Source organism: Metabacillus hrfriensis (assembly GCF_030127205.1).
Lineage (GTDB): Bacteria > Bacillota > Bacilli > Bacillales > Bacillaceae > Bacillus_P > Bacillus_P dongyingensis.
On sequence record NZ_CP126116.1, the window covers coordinates 213,929 to 234,291 of the forward strand.

Annotated in this window: 21 protein-coding genes and 2 riboswitches; of the genes, 18 read left to right on the forward strand and 3 right to left on the reverse strand. The window is 41.3% G+C overall.

Annotated features, from left to right (window positions below; genetic code table 11):
- Positions 1–108: 108 nt before the first annotated feature.
- From QLQ22_RS01205 to QLQ22_RS01220, 4 genes are all read left to right on the forward strand, one after another.
- Positions 109–1,488: an aldehyde dehydrogenase gene (locus QLQ22_RS01205; protein ID WP_284015852.1), complete on the forward strand. Its 1,380-nt coding sequence runs from the start codon at positions 109–111 to the stop codon at positions 1,486–1,488.
- Between the two features lie 140 nt (positions 1,489–1,628).
- Complete coding sequence (locus QLQ22_RS01210; RefSeq protein WP_223443055.1) at positions 1,629–2,345, forward strand: ABC transporter ATP-binding protein; 717 nt, start codon at positions 1,629–1,631, stop codon at positions 2,343–2,345.
- Positions 2,342–3,355: an ABC transporter permease gene (locus QLQ22_RS01215; RefSeq protein WP_284015853.1), complete on the forward strand. Its 1,014-nt coding sequence runs from the start codon at positions 2,342–2,344 to the stop codon at positions 3,353–3,355. The genes QLQ22_RS01210 and QLQ22_RS01215 overlap by 4 nt, the downstream gene beginning before the upstream one ends.
- A gap of 59 nt (positions 3,356–3,414) precedes the next feature.
- Positions 3,415–4,071 (forward strand): TetR/AcrR family transcriptional regulator, encoded by a 657-nt coding sequence (locus QLQ22_RS01220; RefSeq protein WP_284015854.1) that lies wholly within the window; start codon positions 3,415–3,417, stop codon positions 4,069–4,071.
- A gap of 174 nt (positions 4,072–4,245) precedes the next feature.
- Here the strand turns inward: QLQ22_RS01220 and QLQ22_RS01225 are convergent, their stop codons facing one another.
- Positions 4,246–5,532 carry a Na+/H+ antiporter NhaC family protein gene (locus QLQ22_RS01225; RefSeq protein ID WP_284015855.1) on the reverse strand — a complete coding sequence of 429 codons (1,287 nt, stop codon included), beginning with the start codon at positions 5,530–5,532 and terminating at the stop codon, positions 4,246–4,248.
- Positions 5,533–5,610: 78 nt separating this feature from the next.
- Positions 5,611–5,718, reverse strand: a riboswitch (SAM riboswitch).
- A 161-nt stretch (positions 5,719–5,879) separates the two neighbouring features.
- Here QLQ22_RS01225 and QLQ22_RS01230 point away from each other — a divergent pair.
- From QLQ22_RS01230 to QLQ22_RS01275, 10 genes are all read left to right on the forward strand, one after another.
- Complete coding sequence (locus QLQ22_RS01230) at positions 5,880–6,506, forward strand: TetR/AcrR family transcriptional regulator (protein ID WP_223438999.1); 627 nt, start codon at positions 5,880–5,882, stop codon at positions 6,504–6,506.
- Positions 6,503–7,057, forward strand: a complete 555-nt coding sequence (locus tag QLQ22_RS01235; protein ID WP_223439000.1) for a GNAT family N-acetyltransferase — start codon at positions 6,503–6,505, stop codon at positions 7,055–7,057. The genes QLQ22_RS01230 and QLQ22_RS01235 overlap by 4 nt, the downstream gene beginning before the upstream one ends.
- The gene (locus tag QLQ22_RS01240) at positions 7,054–7,932 is read left to right on the forward strand and encodes a GNAT family N-acetyltransferase (protein WP_284015856.1); all 879 of its coding nucleotides are present in this window, start codon (positions 7,054–7,056) and stop codon (positions 7,930–7,932) included. The genes QLQ22_RS01235 and QLQ22_RS01240 overlap by 4 nt, the downstream gene beginning before the upstream one ends.
- Positions 7,933–8,139: 207 nt before the next feature.
- Complete coding sequence (locus tag QLQ22_RS01245; RefSeq protein ID WP_284015857.1) at positions 8,140–8,463, forward strand: DUF3889 domain-containing protein; 324 nt, start codon at positions 8,140–8,142, stop codon at positions 8,461–8,463.
- A gap of 157 nt (positions 8,464–8,620) precedes the next feature.
- A complete protein-coding gene (locus QLQ22_RS01250) occupies positions 8,621–8,998 on the forward strand; it encodes a GntR family transcriptional regulator (protein ID WP_223439003.1) in 378 nt (125 codons plus the stop codon).
- Positions 8,988–9,857: an ABC transporter ATP-binding protein gene (locus QLQ22_RS01255; RefSeq protein WP_284015858.1), complete on the forward strand. Its 870-nt coding sequence runs from the start codon at positions 8,988–8,990 to the stop codon at positions 9,855–9,857. Before QLQ22_RS01250 ends, QLQ22_RS01255 begins: the two co-directional genes overlap by 11 nt.
- Positions 9,854–10,555 (forward strand): hypothetical protein, encoded by a 702-nt coding sequence (locus QLQ22_RS01260; RefSeq protein WP_284015859.1) that lies wholly within the window; start codon positions 9,854–9,856, stop codon positions 10,553–10,555. The genes QLQ22_RS01255 and QLQ22_RS01260 overlap by 4 nt, the downstream gene beginning before the upstream one ends.
- 117 nt (positions 10,556–10,672) lie before the next feature.
- Positions 10,673–11,707, forward strand: a complete 1,035-nt coding sequence (ytvI, locus tag QLQ22_RS01265; protein ID WP_223439006.1) for a sporulation integral membrane protein YtvI — start codon at positions 10,673–10,675, stop codon at positions 11,705–11,707.
- A 62-nt stretch (positions 11,708–11,769) separates the two neighbouring features.
- Positions 11,770–12,369: an undecaprenyl phosphate transporter UptA gene (gene uptA / locus QLQ22_RS01270; RefSeq protein WP_284015860.1), complete on the forward strand. Its 600-nt coding sequence runs from the start codon at positions 11,770–11,772 to the stop codon at positions 12,367–12,369.
- Positions 12,370–12,584: 215 nt separating this feature from the next.
- Complete coding sequence (locus QLQ22_RS01275) at positions 12,585–13,355, forward strand: class I SAM-dependent methyltransferase (protein WP_284015861.1); 771 nt, start codon at positions 12,585–12,587, stop codon at positions 13,353–13,355.
- Here QLQ22_RS01275 and QLQ22_RS01280 read toward each other — a convergent pair.
- Both QLQ22_RS01280 and QLQ22_RS01285 read right to left on the reverse strand, forming a co-directional pair.
- The gene (locus QLQ22_RS01280) at positions 13,350–14,414 is read right to left on the reverse strand and encodes an LLM class flavin-dependent oxidoreductase (RefSeq protein WP_284015862.1); all 1,065 of its coding nucleotides are present in this window, start codon (positions 14,412–14,414) and stop codon (positions 13,350–13,352) included. The two genes, QLQ22_RS01275 and QLQ22_RS01280, sit on opposite strands and share 6 nt — an antisense overlap.
- Positions 14,415–14,492: 78 nt before the next feature.
- A riboswitch (SAM riboswitch) is annotated at positions 14,493–14,597 on the reverse strand.
- 58 nt (positions 14,598–14,655) lie between these two features.
- Entirely contained in the window at positions 14,656–14,976 is a 321-nt protein-coding gene (locus tag QLQ22_RS01285; RefSeq protein ID WP_252207885.1) for a thioredoxin family protein, read from the reverse strand.
- Positions 14,977–16,598: 1,622 nt separating this feature from the next.
- On the opposite strand from QLQ22_RS01285, the gene QLQ22_RS01290 reads away from it, so the two are divergent.
- The 4 genes from QLQ22_RS01290 to QLQ22_RS01305 all read left to right on the forward strand — a co-directional run bounded on the left by QLQ22_RS01290 (position 16,599) and on the right by QLQ22_RS01305 (position 20,267).
- Positions 16,599–17,684: a D-alanine--D-alanine ligase gene (locus QLQ22_RS01290; protein ID WP_284015863.1), complete on the forward strand. Its 1,086-nt coding sequence runs from the start codon at positions 16,599–16,601 to the stop codon at positions 17,682–17,684.
- Between the two features lie 87 nt (positions 17,685–17,771).
- The gene (locus QLQ22_RS01295; protein ID WP_223439012.1) at positions 17,772–19,139 is read left to right on the forward strand and encodes a UDP-N-acetylmuramoyl-tripeptide--D-alanyl-D-alanine ligase; all 1,368 of its coding nucleotides are present in this window, start codon (positions 17,772–17,774) and stop codon (positions 19,137–19,139) included.
- A 12-nt stretch (positions 19,140–19,151) separates the two neighbouring features.
- Complete coding sequence (locus QLQ22_RS01300; RefSeq protein ID WP_284015864.1) at positions 19,152–19,313, forward strand: hypothetical protein; 162 nt, start codon at positions 19,152–19,154, stop codon at positions 19,311–19,313.
- Positions 19,314–19,559: 246 nt separating this feature from the next.
- Entirely contained in the window at positions 19,560–20,267 is a 708-nt protein-coding gene (locus QLQ22_RS01305; RefSeq protein WP_223439013.1) for an alpha/beta hydrolase, read from the forward strand.
- Positions 20,268–20,363 lie beyond the last annotated feature (96 nt).

A 20,363-nucleotide genomic window follows, 5' to 3' on the forward strand; every position in this document is an offset into this window, starting at 1 on the left:
AATAGGCAGCGAAACTGATTCCATATAAATTGACATCAAATCGTTTCATTGTGTATTATATGTTTATGAGATTAAACATATAAACACTTTAAAAGGTGGATAAAATCAATGAATACTCATGAACAAATCCAAGCTCTTCTCTCTCATCAAAGAGCTTACTTTTTAAAAGGAAACACAAGAAGCGTTCAGGGAAGACATGATCGGCTCGAAAAGCTTCGTCTTTTTATAAAGAAAAATGAACGTGCGATCATGGATGCATTGAAAAAGGATTTAAACAAATCCGAGTTTGAAGCCTATTCAACAGAGATCGGAATCCTCCTTGAGGAAATATCCTTTTCACAAAAGAATCTACAAAAATGGGCTGCTCCTAAAAAGGTAAAAACAGCAATAACCCACATCGGTACAACCGGGAAAATTGTTCCGGAGCCTTTTGGAACCGCGCTGATTATCGCACCTTGGAATTATCCGTTTCAGCTGGCATTATCGCCTTTAATCGGAGCGATTGCCGCAGGAAACACAGCGGTTTTAAAACCATCTGAATTTGCACCAAACGTGTCTAAGCTTTTGAAAGAGCTTGTAGAAGAAACCTTTCCCTCAGAGCTTGTCGTCGTGATTGAAGGAGGAATTGAAACGAATCAAGTGCTGCTCGCCCAGAAATTTGATGTAATTTTCTTTACGGGAAGTGTGCCGGTCGGGAAAATCGTTATGGAGGCAGCATCCAAGCACCTTACTCCCGTTATCTTGGAGCTTGGCGGAAAAAGCCCGTGTATTGTCCACAAAGATGCTGACTTACAGCTCTCTGCAAAAAGAATTGCATTCGGAAAGTTTACAAATGCGGGTCAAACCTGTATCGCCCCAGATTATCTGCTTGTTCACAGCGCAGTAAAGAAAGAATTTTTATCCTTGCTACAAGCTGAAATAACGGAAATGTTCAGTGAAAACCCGCTTTTAAATGAAAATTACAGCAGAATGATCAGTGAGAAGCATTTCGACCGCTTAACGGAATTTTTCTCAGATGGAAAGGCTATTTTTGGCGGAAAAGCCGATCGTGAATCTTTAAAAATTGCTCCAACAATTTTAGATGAGGTAAATGTGGATGCTGCTGTTATGCAGGAAGAGATCTTCGGTCCGGTTTTTCCGGTTATGGAATATACCGATTTAGATCAGGCCATTACTTTTATTCAAGATCGCCCTAAACCACTAGCGCTCTACTTATTTACTTCAAGTAAACAGACTGAGCAGCAGATTATTGGACAGGTTTCCTTTGGCGGAGGGTGCATAAACGATACACTGATGCATATTGCCACACCGCATCTTCCGTTTGGCGGAGTGGGGGAAAGCGGAATGGGCAATTATCACGGCAAGTACAGCTTTGAAGCCTTTACACATTACAAAAGTGTTCTTCACCAAACAACAAGATTTGATTTCAGTTTCAGATATCCTCATGCAAAAAATGGGCTGAAATTAATAAGGAAATTGCTTAAATAAAGGAAAGCAGCGAACTGTACAAAAGTTCGCTGCTTTTTTTAACAAAAAAGTGATTACTCACTTTACAAAACAATTATTATCGAATACAGTATAAATGAGTGATTACTCACTTTTATTTAGGAGGCGTTTAAATGAATGAAATGAGCATCGTACTCCAATCTGTTTCAAAATCATTTGGCAAAAAAGAAGTAATAAAAGATGTTTCATTTTCAGTAGGCAAGGGGGAAATCTTTGGCCTGCTCGGACCTTCAGGGTCAGGAAAAACAACCTTAATTAAAATGATAGTTGGAATTGAGGAAGCAAGCATCGGGGATGCGAACGTTTTAGGTGTAAAAATGCCGGACTTAAAATCGCTGCAAAAAATCGGATTTATGGCGCAGTCAGACGCTCTTTACGGAGAGCTTACCGGAAAAGAAAATATAGCTTTTTTCGCAGCTCTCAGCGGTTTAAAAGGAAAGAAGAAAAAAGAGAGAATTCAGTATGTGATGGATCTTGTTAACCTTTCTGAGCACGCATCGAAACGGACAGGAGATTATTCAGGGGGAATGAAGCGACGCCTTTCGCTAGCGATCGCCATGCTTCATGAGCCGCAAATCCTAGTCCTTGATGAGCCGACGGTGGGAATCGACCCAATCCTGCGCCAGTCAATTTGGGAGGAGCTTGAGAACATCAGGCGTACTGGAACGACGATTATTGTCACAACGCATGTGATGGATGAAGCTGAAAAATGTGACAGGATTGGTTTCATTCGCGAAGGAGTCCTGATCGCTTCGGGAACTCCAGAACAGTTGAAATCAGAAACAATGTCACACTCCATTGAAGAAGCATTTTTAGCATATGGGGGTGCTAAACAATGAGGGTACTTGCGATTGTGACGCGTATCATTCAGCAATTTTTCCGGGATAAGCGGACGCTTGCGCTGATGCTGATTGCTCCGTTATTTATTCTGACTCTGATGAACTTTATTTTTGACAGTGAAGCCTATTCACCTAAAATTGGCGTGCACGGAGCACCTGAGCAATTGGTGACAGTTCTCGGGGAGAACGATAGTAAAGTCATAGAATATGAGGAAAATGAACCTGAAAAATGGATAACAGCAGACGGCCTGGATGCCTTTATCTCTTTCGATAAAGGAAATCAAGAGATTACATTAGAAGGCTCAGATCCGAGTGTAAGCCGGGCAGTGCTGGGGGTGCTCCAAAAAAGCGGCCAGCCGGATCAACAAGCACAGCCATCTGTGAACTACTTGCACGGATCAGACGATATGACTTCCTTTGATTACATCGGTCCAGTTCTTATTGGTGTATTTATCTTTTTCTTTGTTTTTCTGATTGCAGGCGTTTCATTTCTGCGGGAGAGAACAAGCGGAACATTGGACCGGATCATGGCGACTCCGCTTAAACGCTGGGAACTGGTTCTTGGGTATGTGATCGGATTTGGTATTTTTACTACCTTTCAGGCCGTTTTGATTTCTGCCTTCTCCATAAGTGTGCTGGACATGATGATGGAAGGCCCTTATTTCTATGTACTGCTCATTACGTTTCTGCTTGCGATGACTTCTTTGACTCTCGGAACCTTGCTGTCTACGTTTGCTAATAATGAGCTGCAGATGTTTCAATTTATCCCGCTCGTCATTGTGCCGCAAGTGTTCTTTTCAGGTCTTTTTAAACTCGAAACGATGGCGGAGTGGCTGCAGTCCATTAGTTATGCCATGCCGCTTAAATACGGTGCAGTGGCTCTGCAGGGGATCATGATTAAGGGTTACGGGTGGGAGGACATTGCACAGGATGTCTATATTCTGCTTGGTTTTTCCCTGGCATTTCTGATTCTGAATATCTTCGCTTTGAAAAAGGTAAGAAGGCTGTAATGCTTGTGTTCTCTTTTTCATTTATAATAGGGACATAGATGAATGAGGAGTTTTAAAAGATGAGCAATCAATTTTCCATTGAAGAGCTATTGAAGCTGACAGATGAAGATGTAAAGATGAGTGAAAAACAAAAAAAGGTAGTAGAAGCTGCCATTGAAATATTTGCAGATAAAGGCTTTGCAGCAGCCTCAACAAGTGAAATAGCTAAAAAAGCTGGAGTCGCAGAGGGGACGATTTTCCGTCATTATCAAACGAAAAAAGACCTGCTGTTTGCAATCGTCATGCCGACTATAACTAAATCCATTGCCCCATTTTTAGTGAGAAATTTTCTTCAGGACGTGACGAAGCAAAATCATCAGGACCTTGAACATATGCTGAGATACATTCTTGAAAACCGCTATGAGTTTATAAAGAAAAATCACCCTGTCATCAAGATTTTGCTCCAGGAAGTTTTCTTTCATGAAGAGTTCAGAGGGGAGCTCCGAAAGGTCGTTGAGGAACATGCAGTTGAGAAGCTGAAGAAGCTGATCATTCACTTCCAGGAAAAAGGAGAGATGATTGACATGCCTCCTGAAACAGTGTTGCGGATGATCATTACGACAATTATGGGGTTCCTGATCGGAAGGTTCATCATTCTGCCTGATTTGGATTGGGACGATGAAGCAGAAAAAGAATATACGATCCAGTTTCTTCTGCATGGACTGATGAAGAAGTAAAGCCGCTCATAGGATGAGCGGCTCTTTTTCTTGTTAGGAAAACTATAAAAGTCAAAGGGGTGTGGAAAATAAACCGTAAAGCTCCGGCCCATTGAGCTTTGGTCAGAACAAATCCGCCTGCGCTTTAGATCTATGAAAAAACAGAGTCCAATTTCGGACTCTGCCGGGCAGGAACTACTTGGCTTTTTTAAATTTCGGATAGCCAATAATAATAGCCGCAATACCCATAACGGCTATTAAGAATGGGTAATAAGAGAATGGCAGGATATCAGCTGGTGAAATCTTTGCAAATTGAGCGGCAGTAAGCATTTGAGCGCCATAAGGGATTAAACCCTGTATACTGCAAGAAAAAATATCCAAAAGGCTGGCAGATTTACGTTTATCAATCTCATATTTATCTGCCATATCTTTTGCCAGCGGACCCGCTGCAATAATAGAGATGGTATTATTTGCAGTCGCAAGGTTTGTCGTGCTTACAAGACCGGCAATGGCATATTCTGCCCCTCTTTTAGAAGAAATTCTTTTTGTCATCGCTTCTAAAATAAAGTGAATGCCGCCATTTCGTTTAATCAGTTCAACCATACCGCCGATTAAGAGTGAAAGAATGACCAGTTCGGCCATCCCCATAATACCTTCTGTTATTTTCTGAAGAAAATCAGTTAACGTATAGCTGCCATCAGACATCCCGATAACTCCGCTAAGCAGGATACCCCCAGTTAAAACAATAATGACATTCATTCCAAGAAGAGCTGTTACAAGTACGGCTATATAAGGCAGCATTTTAATGAAACTGAATTCTCCAGGTGAAACAGGAGATTGATTGCCGAGAGTAATCACAATTAAGACAGCACAAGTAATGATGGCAGCCGGCAAAACGATGAAGAAGTTTACCTTGAACTTGTCTCTCATTTCCGTCTGCTGTGTCCGAACTGCAGCTATTGTTGTATCCGATATGAAAGACAGGTTGTCCCCAAACATCGCACCGCCAATAACGGCAGCCATAGCAAGAGCTATTGAAATATCAGCCTCTGCACTGATGCCAACCCCAATTGGAGCAAGTGCAGCAATTGTTCCCATTGAAGTTCCCATTGCAAGTGATATAAAAGCTCCAATGATAAATAATCCAACAATCAAAAAGCTTTGCGGCAAAAATGAAAGCGCAAGATTGACTGTAGATTCCACTGCACCCATCCCTTTTGCCACTTCAGAGAAAGCTCCGGCCAGGATAAATATAAAGACCATAATCATCAAATCAGGATGGCCTGCCCCTTTAGCAAAATTCTCAACCTTCGCAGTGAATGTCTCTTTACGATTCATCATAAGAGCTGCTCCTGATGCAATGATAATTGCAACAAGAATCGGCATCTTATAAAAATCGCCTGTTATAATACCAGACCCTACAAATAGGGCAAGAAATATGATTAACGGCAATAATGCCAGTCCATTTCCTTTTGTCTCCATGTGTACCACCTTTCTTATTATAAAAAAAGATCTCTTCTAAAGCAGAAGAGATCTTAAATCCGGAATGGAATAAACCTCTTCTTATCTTTCAAGCACGCGGCTTGCTGGAATTGGCACAGCACTCGGAAATCCGAGTCCGCTGCCGAGGCATCACAGGGCCAGTCCCTCTGCCTCTCTTAATAAGAAGATATATGTGTGTTTTTAAAAAATGACCTTTCCTACATTAAGGGGTTATTGTGTAAAAGTCAAATGGTAGATTTAACAAACATTTTTTCAAAATTGTTTGAATTTACCGTTAACAGTGGAATAAAATAAACTATATAGTCGGTTTTTAAGGAGGTGTAAAGGTGGCTCCAATTGTTTCAGATGAATATAAGGAAAAAAAGAAACGCCATATCCTGGAAAGTGCCCTTAAGGCTTTTGGAGAAAAAGGATTTCAGCTTGCAACAATAGACGATATTGTTGCTGAATCTGGGTTAAGTAAAGGCGCAATCTACAACTATTTTAAAAGCAAGGAAGAAATTTACCTTCAGCTGATGCAGATGCGGACAGAGCAGAATATCGCAAAACTGAAAAGAAGTTTTCTAGAGAGAGGAACTGCAAAAGAAAAACTTCACCAGTTTTTCAAAAACTATGCGGAAATTGAGCTATCTCAAAAGTGGCAGAAAATGATCGGTGTTCACCTTGAATTCTGGATTCATTCTGGCCGTGATGAAGAACTTAAGAAAGTCATGACAGACCGGTATGACGACGTTTATCAAGTGCTGCTTGTTGAAATCATCGAAGAAGGCATAAGGCAGAATGAATTCAACAAAGAGACGGATCCATCGCTCATATCTTCTATGGTATGGGGAACCATAGACGGCATTTGTCTTCACTATTCAGTAATAGGCAGGAATTACCCTTATCAAGAACAAATCCGTGCCTTAGAAGAAATGATCTTCATGTACTTAGAAAAAGGGGGATCTGCATGAGGTTTTTACAAGGAGAAAATATATACCTGCGTCCTTTTAGAAAAGACGACTTCGAGATGATTTTTAAAAGTGTGCAGGACAAAGAGATTAGAAGGCTTACTGGTACACAAACGTTTTTTACAATGGAGAAAATAGAGCAGGCTTATGAAAGCTTTGCGCTGGATAAAACACGAATGGATCTTGTGATTGTACGGAATGAAACAGATGAAGCAATAGGAGATCTTGCCCTGATGGATATCGATCTCTTAAACCGGAATGCAAGTGTACGAATTGCCCTGAACGATGAAAAGCATCGCGGACATGGTTTTGGCACTGAAGCGATGAAATTAATCCTTGAGCATGGCTTTCACCATTTGGGATTATACCGGATAGGACTAAATGTTTATCACTACAACGCAAGAGCAAAACGCTCCTATGAGAAATTAGGCTTTAAGCAGGAAGGCGTTATACGGGGAGAGCTTTTTTATGAAGGGGAGTTTCACGACAATATCCTAATGGGTGTATTAGCAGATGAATTTTGGGAAGCTAATGAGAAATGGGGCGCGGTATGATCACAATTAAGAGATTGTCTCAATGTACGCTTGAAGAAGCTTTAACCGCATGGAATAAAGGCTTTGAGGGATATTACTTTGATATGACGCTGTCCCTTGAGAATTTTTTTAACCGAATGGTGCTTGAAAATCTTTCGCCGGCATTATCTGTTGTAGCTTTTCACGATTCAAAGCCGGTTGGACTGGTTCTGAATGGAATCAGAACCATTGACGGCAAAAAAATAGCATGGAATGGCGGTACAGGTGTTGCTCCTGAGTACCGAAGCAAAGGGGTCGGGTTAAAGCTGATGGAAGAGGTTTTGTCTATTTATGAAAAAGAAAATGTAGACACTGCTACTCTTGAAGCCGTCTCTCATAATGATCGTGCGATAAAGCTTTATGAAAAAATGGGCTATCAGGTTGTGGACCGGATTGCACACCTTGGTCTTTCAGCTCCTCTAAAGTTCGAAGAACCAAAAGGCAGATTCCGTGTCCAGGTTAAAAAGCCGAGGGACGTACAGGATGTCTCTTTTTATAACAAGCTTACGCCTTGGCAGGTGCAGTGGCAGAACATAAGGGACGGTGAATCCATTCTTGCATTAGACGAAAAGGGTGAAATCATTGGCTTTGCCCTGTCAAAACGGAAATATGATGATGATGGAGCGCTATCAGGAATCCTTTTATTTCAATGTGAGGCACATCCTGAACATCAAGAGAAAGAAGCTGTTCTGCGCACGCTGCTTCATGAAGCATTCGCATTTTCAAACACAGAAGAGATTAACAGGACGGCTGTCAATCTATCGAAATCCAATCAGCTGGTCCATGAAATCTTAGAAAAAGAGGGTTTCATTGAAAAAGCGGAGCAAGTGTTTATGATCAAAGAGATGTCTGCATAGAATTCATTCATTTACAAACCCTATGAAAAAGAAGGCTCTTTTCTAAAAGATTGTTGCTTTTCATTTGTATTTTGTTTATTAAATCGCACCCTGACAGAAAAACTTCGAAAGATTATAAAGAAAAGAGCACGATATGACCTGATAAACGTGAAATTGAAAACAACAATTTTTGCGAACACAGCCAAAAAGAAAGAAGGGATTGTAAAAATGAAGAGCTGGCTGAACATCTTACTGATTTTCTGTTTGGCAGGAAGTACGACCGCGTTTTCTGTTCATGCGCATGCAGAAACTAAAGTTCTTTCTTATGAAGAGTACGGAAGAATTGCTATGCGCAAGACCATGGAAAAATACCCTGGTGCTCAAATCACAGACTACCTGCACGTAGGAAAAAAGAGAAAAAAAGAAACTTCAATCGAAACGTTCAAGCTTACGCTGAAGGAAAAGAATAAAACGTTTCAAGTGCTTGTTTTCGTTGAATATAATGAAAAAACCAAAAAAGTGGTCAAGGTTACATTTGAGAAAATATCATAAAACAGGCGATCCCATTAAGGGATCGTCTTTTTTATTTAGGACCGAACCCATTTTTTCTAAAAAAAGGATGTTCTTGTTGACAATGTTTTACATTTAGATGTATAGTTGATTACATAAGTAACTAACCAACTAACAAGTGAACCGAAAGAGGGGTCATATGAATCCATTTTTAGATACCGACAGGCCAATATTTCAGCAAATAGCAGAACAGATTGAAGATGACATCATCAATGGAATGGTTCAGGAAGGAGAAAGAATTCCATCAACAAATGAGTTTGCGGCACATTATCAAATTAATCCGGCAACAGCGGCAAAGGGAATCAATCAATTAGTGGAGAAAGGCATTCTTTTTAAGAAGAGAGGGATTGGAATGTTTGTGGCTGAAGGGGCAAAGGGGAAGCTGGTTCAAAAGCGTAAAGAGCAATTTTATGAAGCATTTATTTTGCCGCTGAAATCTGAAGCGGCAAAACTGAATATCAGTGTAAACGACCTAAAAGAAATGCTTGAAAAGGGGAGCGGTCTTAATGAACGTTAACATTAGCGGATTAACGAAGGTTTATGGCAAAAAAAGAGCGCTTGACGGCATCACCCTGCAGCTTGAAGAAAATAAGATTTACGGACTGCTGGGCAGGAATGGAGCCGGTAAAACTACATTGATGCAAATTCTTGCCGGACAGATTATGCCTACCGGGGGATCAGTCTTAATTAACAGCCAAAAGCCATTTGAAAATCAAGAAATAACGGAGTCAATCTGTTTGATCAATGAAAGCGAAAATTTTAAAAAAGGGTTAAAGATAAAAGATATCCTTAAGATTGCAAATTACTTTTATCCTAATTGGAACCGGGAAACGGCTGAAAAACTGCTTGAGGATTTTTATCTGAATGAAAATTTGAAAATCAAAACTTTATCAAAGGGAATGGAATCTGCGCTGGGCATAACAGTTGGTCTTGCAAGCAGATCGCCGATTACGATATTTGATGAGCCGTATATCGGACTTGATGCAGCAGCCAGAAGCAAGTTTTATGATTTGCTTTTGGAAGAGTACGAAGAATATCCGAGGACATTAATTTTATCCACTCATTTAATAGACGAAATCACCCGTCTGCTGGAAGAAGTGCTGATTGTATCTGAAGGCAGGCTGCTGATGCAGAAAAATACAGATGAACTGAGAGAGGAATCATTTGTGGTCAATGGATCTTCAGCCGCCGTTTCAGAATTTGTAAAAAACAAAAACGTTGTTTACCGCAAATCATTTGGAAGTATGGAACAGGCCGTCCTGTACGGAGAAAACCGCATGGAAGCTAATGAAGCTGGATTGCAGGTTGAACATGTGCCGGTTCAGGATTTAATGGTTTATTTAACAGCAAAACCGAAAGGCGGGGTTTCTGCATGATGAGACAATGTCGCGGAATCTTACTGTTTGAAGTATTGGATATTCGAAATTCACTCACGATTTTCTGGACGATCCTGATCAGCTGCATGGCTCTTTCCTTTGGCATTCAGCTTTCAACTGGTGGGAATCTGACGGTCTCAAGCGGAATAGCGGTTTATATTTTCAGTGCCATTGCCGGGTTTCTGACTGTAAAAGAGACGTATCCGTTCAGCATCAAAATGGGGTCAACCAGAAAAAATTATTATGCAGCCACGAGTCTCTTTCTCCTTTTGCTTGCTATATTTATGGCGGCTGCGCATACTCTTTTGATCATGGTGCTTGAAGGAATGGAATCAAGTATGGTTCGAGCAGATCTGAAGATTTATTACTTTTCAAAGTTTCTTGGATATGAAAATCTGTATCTAGTCAATTTCTTTATTGACGGCGCTATCTGTTTTTTCTTATTGGCCGGCTTCTTTTTGATCGGCAGTTTGTTTTACCGCTTTGGTTTAATAGGAGGATATGCCGCGATTGGATTGGCTGCTGTCCTTCTGTTCATTCCAGTTGTCCGCGACGAGTTTATCAAACTTGTTTTTGAGTTTGCAGGCAATCAGGCCCTTCAGTATTTTGCTTATTTATTTGGAGCCGGCGGGGTCTTCCTGGTAATAGGCTGGTTTGTATTGATAAAAGCCGCCGCAAAAACAGCTTTTTCGCGATAATTAACTTTAAAAGCAGGCTGCCGTGGCTTGCTTTTTTTTTTAGTATATAACTTGATTTCCTTTTAATAGATTATAATAAAAGGAACACGCATATATATTAAAAGGGGAAACGAAAAGGTGAACAAGAAAAAATGGATTTTGCTCTGTATTTTGATCGTTGTAGTCATGATCCTTTTGCCGCTAAGCCTATCTCTTCTATTCGCATTAATTACTGCGCTCTTACTGGATGGGGCTGTGCAAAGGCTGCAAAAACACTTGAAATTCGGACGCGGTCTTGCCGTTTTTGCCGCATTTACAGCTTATGTTGCACTGCTGGGGATGATTGGCTACTTTACAGTTAAGGTTGTCTTTGATCAATTTGTGTCATTTGCATCGAGTCTCCCTGAAATCATTAAAGAGGTTTATGCAAGCATCATTCAGCCCACATTAACGAAATGGGAACAAGTGCAGGAAACCATTCCGCGAGGAGTTGTTCAATCACTTGAGGAATCGTTTACAGCCGGACTTAAATCGTTTGAAGAAGGCGTGAATGGTTTTTTAAACAGCTTGCTTGATTTTATCGCCTTTCTTCCTGGTTTTATGTTTGAAATCCTGATCTATCTAATCGCCTTATATTTATTCAGCCTTGAGCTTCCGCGATTAAAAAGAATGATTGCAGACAGTTTAACTGAGAAAACGAAAGAGAAACTCACCCTTGTCCTGGAAGAATTAAATAAAGCGGGTATTGGTTTTGTAAAAGCGCAGATTTTTTTAAGTGCTCTGACTTTTGTGATGGCGTTTGCAGGTCTTTCCATCCTGGGAGTTCCCTACACAGTGGTCTTGTCTCTTTTGATAGTCATTGTGGATATTCTGCCGATACTTGGAACAGGATCTTTTCTCGTTCCATGGGCGATCTACGCATTTTTTCAAAATGACCAAGCTTTATCAATTGGGCTGGTGATTCTCTTTTTGGTCATCACTGTGGTCAGAAGGGTCATTGAACCTAAAATCTTTTCAAGCAGTATGGGCATTACACCTTTAGCGGCGCTGATCAGCTTGTTCATAGGGTTTAAACTTCTTGGATTTATCGGTTTATTCGCAGGACCGGCGCTTGTCATTGTCTTTGACACACTTCGTAAAGCCCGTATGATCCGAACGGACTTTAAATTCTAATCCAGAGTACATGAGGGATCATGATGTTTTCTTTATAGAAAATACAAAGCAGGGGAGCGAATATGAAGGAATTCATTTATTCACTTTTAGAGGTTCTGGCTGATTTAGGCTATTACGGAATTGCTCTGGGATTAATGGTTGAGGTTATTCCAAGTGAAATTGTTCTGGGTTATGGCGGCTATTTAATCTCTCTTGGACAAATTAAGTTTGCGGGAGCGGTTGTTGCCGGAGTGATAGGAGGAACGCTTGCACAAGTTTTCCTTTATTGGATGGGGTATTATGGCGGAAGACCCTTTCTTGAAAAGTTCGGGAAGTTTTTATTTATTAATAAACATCATTTGGATCTATCAGAGGCCTGGTTTGAAAAATATGGTGCCGGGGTTATTTTTACAGCAAGATTCATTCCGGTTGTGAGACATGCCATTTCCATTCCTGCCGGGATCGGAAAGATGCCGTTATGGAGATTTACGATTTATACTGTTGCTGCCATGATTCCATGGACCATTTTCTTTTTGTATTTGGGAATTCAGCTAGGCACGAATTGGACCGAGATTAAATATGCTGCTGAGCCATATATTATTCCGATTGTCATTATTATGGCGCTTGCAGGTATCGGCTACTATCTTGTAAAGCGCAATGATCCGCGCACAAAAAGGATTTAAGAGTTAAACAAACGTTTGATAGGATGAGATAAGGCAGTAATTTTCTGCATTGATGTCAAGCTCCATTGCCAAACTCGCTCGGCCTGAACAAATCCGGCAAAAACCCGGACTTTTCTGTCTGCCTGAGCTAAACGGGCGATTCCGCATTTCTTATGTATGAGTCACAGGATTAAGGCTATAAATAATAACATAATTCTACCCGGGAGGCTGGTTACATGTTCAGCAGCTACAGCAAACTTGCAACGGAAGTTTATGATATCGACAAGCCGGTCGGCCATTCTTTTGGAGACATCGAATATTACCGTGAGCGTCTCAAGGATGTAAAAGGACGTATTTTAGAGCCGGGTGCCGGATCAGGAAGAATCTATATTCCTTTTCTTCAGGATGGGCTGAAAATAGAAGGAATCGATCAATCGCAAGATATGCTCGAGTCATGCAGAAAGCGCTGCGAGGAGAGGGGGCTGTCTCCAGTCCTGCAGAAAATGGGGATGAGCGAAATGAAACTCCCCCGCACCTTTGAGGCGATTATCATTCCAGCGGGGACTTTTTTGCTGATTGAAGACAGAAAGCAATCCATTTTGACGCTTAAGAACTTTTACGATCATCTGGCTGCAGGCGGCCGGCTGATTCTTGATTTGTATCTTCAGCCTGATACAGCTCTAAATGAGGTCAAGACGAAAACTTGGGTTACACCCGAACAGAATGTTATTACAATGGAATCAAAGCGGGTGGAAGTGAATTACCTTGAGCAGTATTCGGTAAGCTATTTGAAATATGAAAAGTGGCAGGAAGGCAAGCTGATAGACACTGAACTGCAGAGGTTTGCGATGAGATGGTACGGTGTACGTGAATTTAAATTGGTTTTAGAGCGGCTTGGGTTTATTGACATTGTGATATCAGCCGATTATACATATGGAAAAGAGCCCGTGCACGCGGAGCAAACCATTACGTTTGAAGCAAGAAGACCAGAAGGCACATACTCATGAAGAGTATGTGCTTTCTAGTTTCGCTTTTCTTTTTTCTTCCACAAGCGGCATCACTTCTGTTGAGAATCGTTCCATTTCCTCGAGCTGCGGAGAGAATTGCAGCAGAAGCAAGTCGAGCCCGGCATCTTCATACTGAATAATCTTTTCTGCAATCTGCTCAGGCGTTCCGATTAGATTCGGTCGCAATCCTCGATTGGAGACAGAGTAATCATAAAGCTCGAGCTTTTGTTCAAGCTGGGATTTTGTTGTGAAATCTTTATATCCCGCATAAGCTGAAGATTCCTTAATATCCGTGATTCTTGCAAGCTCCGCCTGAACCTCATCATCCGTATCTCTGCACACAATGTAAGCAGCCATTCCAAAGGATTGAAACGGTTTGCCTTCAGCAGATGCTCTTAACTTCTTCATCTCATCAATCTTGCTTCTGATTTCATCAACCGTTCCGCCGTGCATTACATAGGCATCACAATGCCTCGCAATGGTTTCTTTTCCGCGGGGGCTTTCGCCGCCTGCATAAAGAATCGGATTCGGCTTTTGTACAGGCTTTGGATGGAGATGTGTTTGGCTGAACTGATAGAAATTGCCTTGATAGGTGAAGGTTTCTTTTTCCCACAGCCCTTTTAATACTTGGATGAATTCTTCTGTCCGGTCATATCTTGCATCATGCTCAGTAAAAATTCCGCCATATTGCCGCGCTTCTTCTTCCCACCAGGCCGATACGACGTTTAAGGTGAATCTGCCATTGCTGATGTGATCGATGTTTGCTGCCATTTTTGCTGTAACCGCGGGATTATGAAAACCGGGTCTTACTGCGGTCATGATTTCAATCTTATCTGTCACGGCTGCAAGTGCGGCTGCTGTGGTCCATGCTTCGAGGGAATCGTGCTCAGGTCCTTTAATATCATTTAAGTAAAGCTCGGCAATCAAGGTTGTATCATAACCCCATTTTTCCGCCTTTTGAATGACCTCTTTTGCATATGCGTAGGTCGGGGGCATATTCTCATTTTCCACATTCCGGAGCCATCCGCCGAAGATCGGCAGCCAAAATCCGTATTTCATCAATAAAACACTCCTCTCTCCGCATAAAAAAGCCTCTCTTGTGTAAGAAGAGAGGCAGAATCTGCTGTTTTCAGTTCCATCTCATCTGTCAAACATAACGTTTGCTGGAATTGGCACGGTTTCTGTATAGATCCGTTGCCGAGGCTTCAAAGGGCCATGTCCCTCCACCTCTCTTGATAAGAAAGCATATGAAATTAGTTGTATCATAAATAAAATTGTTTAATCTGTCAATTCTAAAAATTCAGCCGAGCTTTTCTTGCAGGAATTCAGTTACTTGCTCTGGTGATTTTGCATTAGCGCTGTGAAGATGCCCGAGTTTTTCACCGTTTTTGAAGATCAGAATGCTTGGGATGCCCATTACCTGATAAGTTTCTGCAAGTTCAGGGAACTCATCCTTATTGATTTCGTACCAATCATATTTAGAATAAGCCCCAATGATTTCATCAATAAACATATTCATTCTTGTACAGTCAGGGCACCAGTCTGCGAAAAATTTGATCAGCACCTCTTGATCTTGGGTAATTAACTCTTGAAACTGTTCTTTGGATGTAATTTGCTTCATGATCATGCCTCCTTGCTTTTATTTTAATACATAATGAGGATTTTGCATTCACGAATTGCTTATGCAGGCCAAAATAAACTTTGTAAAGAGCTCTGGTCACTGAATGCGCAGTGCTGGATAAAAAGGATGATATGGAGTTTTGGCAGATAGCGAATGCCTCTGTTAGGATGTACAAAAAAACCTGGGTGGATCCTGGAAACAGGTCGAGAGCGATTTTAGAGGAATTAAAGAGCCAGTATGAGTCTCCAAAACAGTTGGAAAGCCGAATTAGGGCAAACAAAGATCGTGTATGAGTCCTCAAAAGAGCTGGAAATCCGATTTAGAGGAATCAAAGGGCCTGTATGAGTCTCCAAAACAGTTGGAAAGCCGAATTAGGGGAAATAAAGATCGTGTATGAGTCCTCAAAAGAGCTGGAAATCGGATTTAGAGGAATCAAAGGGCTGGTATGAGTCTCCAAAACAGTTGGAAAGCCGAATTAGGGGAAACAAAGATCATGTTTGAGTCCTCAAAAGAGCTGGAAATCCGATTTAGTGGAATCAAAGAACCAGTATGAGTCCTCAAAAGAGCTGGAAATCGGATTTAGAGGAATCAAAGAGCCTGTATAAGTCTCCAAAACAGTTGGAAAGCCGAATTAGGGGAAACAAAGATCGTGTTTGAGTCCTCAAAAGAGCTGGAAATCCGATTTAGTGGAATCAAAGAACCAGTATGAGTCCTCAAAAGAGCTGGAAATCGGATTTAGAGGAATCAAAGAGCCTGTATAAGTCTCCAAAACAGTTGGAAAGCCGAATTAGGGGAAACAAAGATCGTGTTTGAGTCCTCAAAAGAGCTGGAAATCCGATTTAGAGGAATCAAAGGGCTGGTATGAGTCTCCAAAACGTGTGTAAAGTCATTTTAGAGGAATCAAAGAACCAGTATGAGTCCTCAAAAGAGCTGGAAATCGGATTTAGAGGAATCAAAGGGCTGGTATGAGTCTCCAAAACAGTTGGAAAGCCGAATTAGGGGAAACAAAGATCATGTTTGAGTCCTCAAAAGAGCTGGAAATCGGATTTAGAGGAATCAAAGGGCCTGTATGAGTCTCCAAAACGTGTGTAAAGTCATTGTAGAGGAATCAAAGAACCAGTATGAGTCCTCAAAAGAGCTGGAAATCGGATTAGAGGAATCAAAGGGCTGGTATGAGTCTCCAAAACGTGTGTAAAGTCTTTTTTGAGGAATCAAAGAACCAGTATGAGTCCTCAAAAAAGCTGGAAATCCGATTTAGAGGAATCAAAGAGCCAGTATGAGTCTCCAAAACGTGTGTAAAAACTTTTTAGAGGAATCAAAGAACCAGTATGAGTCCTCAAAAAAGCTGGAAATCGAATTTAGAGGAATCAAAGAGCCAGTATGAGTCTCCAAAACAGCAGAAAAGCCGAAGTTGGGTAATCATAGAACCTGAATGAAGCCTCATAACAAGCTCAAAAACCAGAGTCACCAATAACAGCACAAATAGCTAAAATAGGATAATCAAAAGCGGACGGAAAAAGGCGTGTCACTCGAATGTTATAAAGAATTGCATGATGGCTATAACAATTTGATTTGAAAATGATAATATAGAAGAGATGAACTTTCTTTAGGGGGATATCCACATGAAAATTAAAGTCGGATTATTATACGGCGGCAAGTCAGCAGAGCATCAGGTTTCATTGCAGACCGCACTTGCTGTAATAAAAGCTTTAGATACAAACAAATTTGATATACATCCAATCTACATTTCAGATAAAGGTGAATGGATCCGCGGTGCAAAATTGCAGGAGCCTGCTGCAAACGTTGCTGCTCTTCAGTTTAAAGAAGGCGGCACAGCTGTATCGCCGGTTGCTTTGAATCAGGATCTCTTTCCTTCAAAGACGGACAATGAGCATGAGCAAATCGATGTAGTGTTCCCTCTTCTGCATGGACCAAACGGTGAAGACGGAACGGTTCAGGGAATGCTTGAATTGCTGAATATTCCTTATGTAGGGAATGGCGTTCTTGCTTCTGCAGCCGGCATGGATAAAGTGATTATGAAAAACCTGTTTGCACAGGCCGGACTTGAGCAGGCTAAATACGTTTCATTCATTAAGAATGACTGGAAGAAATCTCCGGAGAAAGCTTACGAGACAGTTGAGCAGGAGCTTGGCTACCCTTGCTTTGTAAAACCGGCAAATCTTGGATCAAGTGTCGGCATCAGCAAATGCAAAGACCGCGAATCCCTTGTAAAAGCTTTTGATGAAGCATTCAATTATGACCGCAAGATTATTATTGAAGAAGGCATTATCGGCCGTGAAATTGAAATCGGCGTTATTGGAAACGATGAACCAATCTGCTCTGCAGTCGGAGAAGTTGCACCTAAAAAAGAATTTTACGACTATAATTCGAAATACCTTGATGGCGATACAGATATGATGATTCCGGCACAAGTTACAGAGGAAGAATATGCTCTGATCAAAGATTTAGCTATTAAATCATTTAAGGCCATTGACGGATCAGGCCTTGTACGTGCAGATTTCTTTTTAACAGAAGACGGAAGAGCCTTGATCAATGAAGTGAACACGATGCCTGGATTTACTCCGTACAGCATGTTCCCGCTGCTTTGGAAGCATGCAGGTGTTGAGTACCCTGAGCTTATCGAGAAATTAGTTGAGCTGGCGCTTGAGCGCCACGAAGGAAAACAGCAAATTAAACATACGTTTTAAGAAAGCATGGAAACACTATTCTTAAGAATAGTGTTTCTTGGTCTACATATTGATCATTAATCATGGAATTGAAAGGAGCTAAACAAAATGATACGACGTTCGTTATTGGACATTCAAACGATGGCAGGCGGCTCAGGATTATCTGCAGAAAAAGAGAATGAGTTCATTCATGGAATTACAACGGATTCGAGGAAGATTGAAGCCCGAACCCTATTCATCCCGATTGTCGGCGAAAATTTTGACGGGCACGAGTTTGCCGGAAAAGCGCTCGAAGAAGGTGCTGCTGCGACTTTATGGGACCGCAATAAACCGAATCCTCCGTCTGGTGCTGTTATATTAGTTGATGATACGTTAAAAGCATTGCAGCAGTTGGCGAGCAGCTATTTAGAGCAGCTTCAGCTTAAGGTAATCGGTGTAACTGGAAGCAATGGAAAAACTACCACAAAAGATATGGTGGCTTCGCTGCTTTCCACAACCTACCGTGTACATAAAACCAAAGGGAATTTTAACAATCATATCGGATTGCCGCTTACGATCCTCAGTATGAAAGAGGATACAGAGGTAGCTGTACTCGAAATGGGCATGAGCGGCAGGGGTGAAATCGAACTCCTTTCAAATCTTGCAAAGCCTGATGCTGCGATCATAACGAATATCGGCGAATCCCATTTAATGAATCTGGGATCAAGGGAAGGCATAGCAGAAGCAAAGCTTGAAATTGTCAGCGGGCTAAAGCCTGATGGCGTCCTTATCTATGACGGAGAGGAACCGCTGCTTACAGAAAGGGTTCAAGCTTATTCGTATAAAACGATTTCATTTGGCGGGTCTGAACGGAATGCTTATTCACCTTCTGAGATTCAGCAAACAGAAAACGGCACATTCTTTAAAATCAGCGGGCGTGAAGAGAAGTTATTTTTACCTGTGCTCGGAAAACATAATGTTAACAATGCGCTCGCAGCCATCGCTGCAGCAGAATTCTTAGGTGTGCCGCAAGAGAAAATCAGTGAAGGATTAAAAACAATCCAAATGACGGGCATGCGTCTCGAATTAACAAAAACAAAAGAGAATCTTGCTGTTATTAATGATGCATATAATGCAAGTCCGACTTCAATGAAGGCAGCCATCAGGCTTGCCTGTGACATGCAGGGATACAATCAAAAAATTCTTGTGCTGGGAGACATTCTTGAACTTGGCGATGAGATGCAGGTGAAGTTTCATCAAGAGGTAGGAGAATCGATCGATTCAAAAGAGATTCATCATCTCTTCACGTTCGGAAAACTCGGTGCGGAAATTGCGGCAGGTGCCCGTAAAAAAATGGATCCGGCCCTAATTCACGTCTATCAAGATAAACAAGAGCTTATTAATCAATTAAAACAGACGGCAAAGTCCGGGGATCTCGTATTAGTAAAAGCTTCACGGGGCATGAAGCTTGAGGAAGTCGTTCATGCGCTTCTTTAAGAGAGAAATCGCATGAACAAAACGACAGAAGGACGCCTTAAACAAAGTGGCATTAAAAACTGCAGAAAAAATCAGAACAAAATGCGGAAGCAGCTGTTTTTTAAAAATACAAAATTATCTTATGTCCTGAAACGCATGATGAAAAGATTGAATCAAACCATTGCTGCAGAATAAAAAGAGCCCTTATATTCATTAAAAAATAAATGGTGCAATCACTAAAACAACTAATCCGATTCCCGCTGAATAAGGGGTTAATTCGCTCAATACTTCTACTGCACTATCTTTTAAGACTGTCATGATGAACGCTCCTTTTTGTTTTGAAATATAGTAACCCAGGGTACTTTATAAATACCCAGGGTTTTTTTGTTTAAAACAACAGCTGGCACAGTATTACAAAATTGATGTTTGGGAGAGAGCGACATGAAGGGATGTCTATGTATTCACGGATTTACCGGTGCCCCGTATGAAGTGGAACCTCTTGTCCGCCATCTGAAGGAAGAGACAGACTGGGTGCTGAAAGTGCCTACTCTGCCGGGCCATGGGGAGACCCCAGGTCTGAAGGGAATACAGTTCAGCGAATGGATTGCCCATGCTGAAAATGAATTAAGAGATCTGTTAGAAGAATGCACAGAAGTCTATATCATCGGTTTTTCAATGGGCGGATTAATTGCTGCGTATCTTGCTTCCAGGTACCGGATAGATAAACTTGTCCTGCTGAGTGCAGCGGCTTATTACCTTAACCCCCGGCAGATGCTAATTGATGTGAAAGAACTCTTTGCAGATGCCATTAGAGGAAATGCCGCAAACAATGAACTTTTTATAAGATACCGAAAGAAAATCCTTGAAACACCTCTTGCAGCTACGCTTGAATTCAGGAAGCTTGTCAGGTATATTCGACCAATCTTGGATAAAATAACTATACCTGTTTTGATTGTCCAAGGAGAGTGTGACGGAATTGTACCTGTGAAAAGCGCAAAATATATCTATGAAAGAATCACTTCAGAGCAGAAGGAGCTTTGTTTTCTGCCCTGTTCAAAGCATCTCATATGTCATGGGGAGGATTTCCCAATGCTTGTTGAAGTTATAGAATCCTTTCTGATGACACAAAATAAAATGAGCGTAAAATGAATCACATCTCTACGGCTTGTTGTAAAAGGATAAAAAAAGTGGTATGATTAAAGTTAAGTGTTTACGGGCTTTTATAAAGCTAACGTTTTGCCCGAT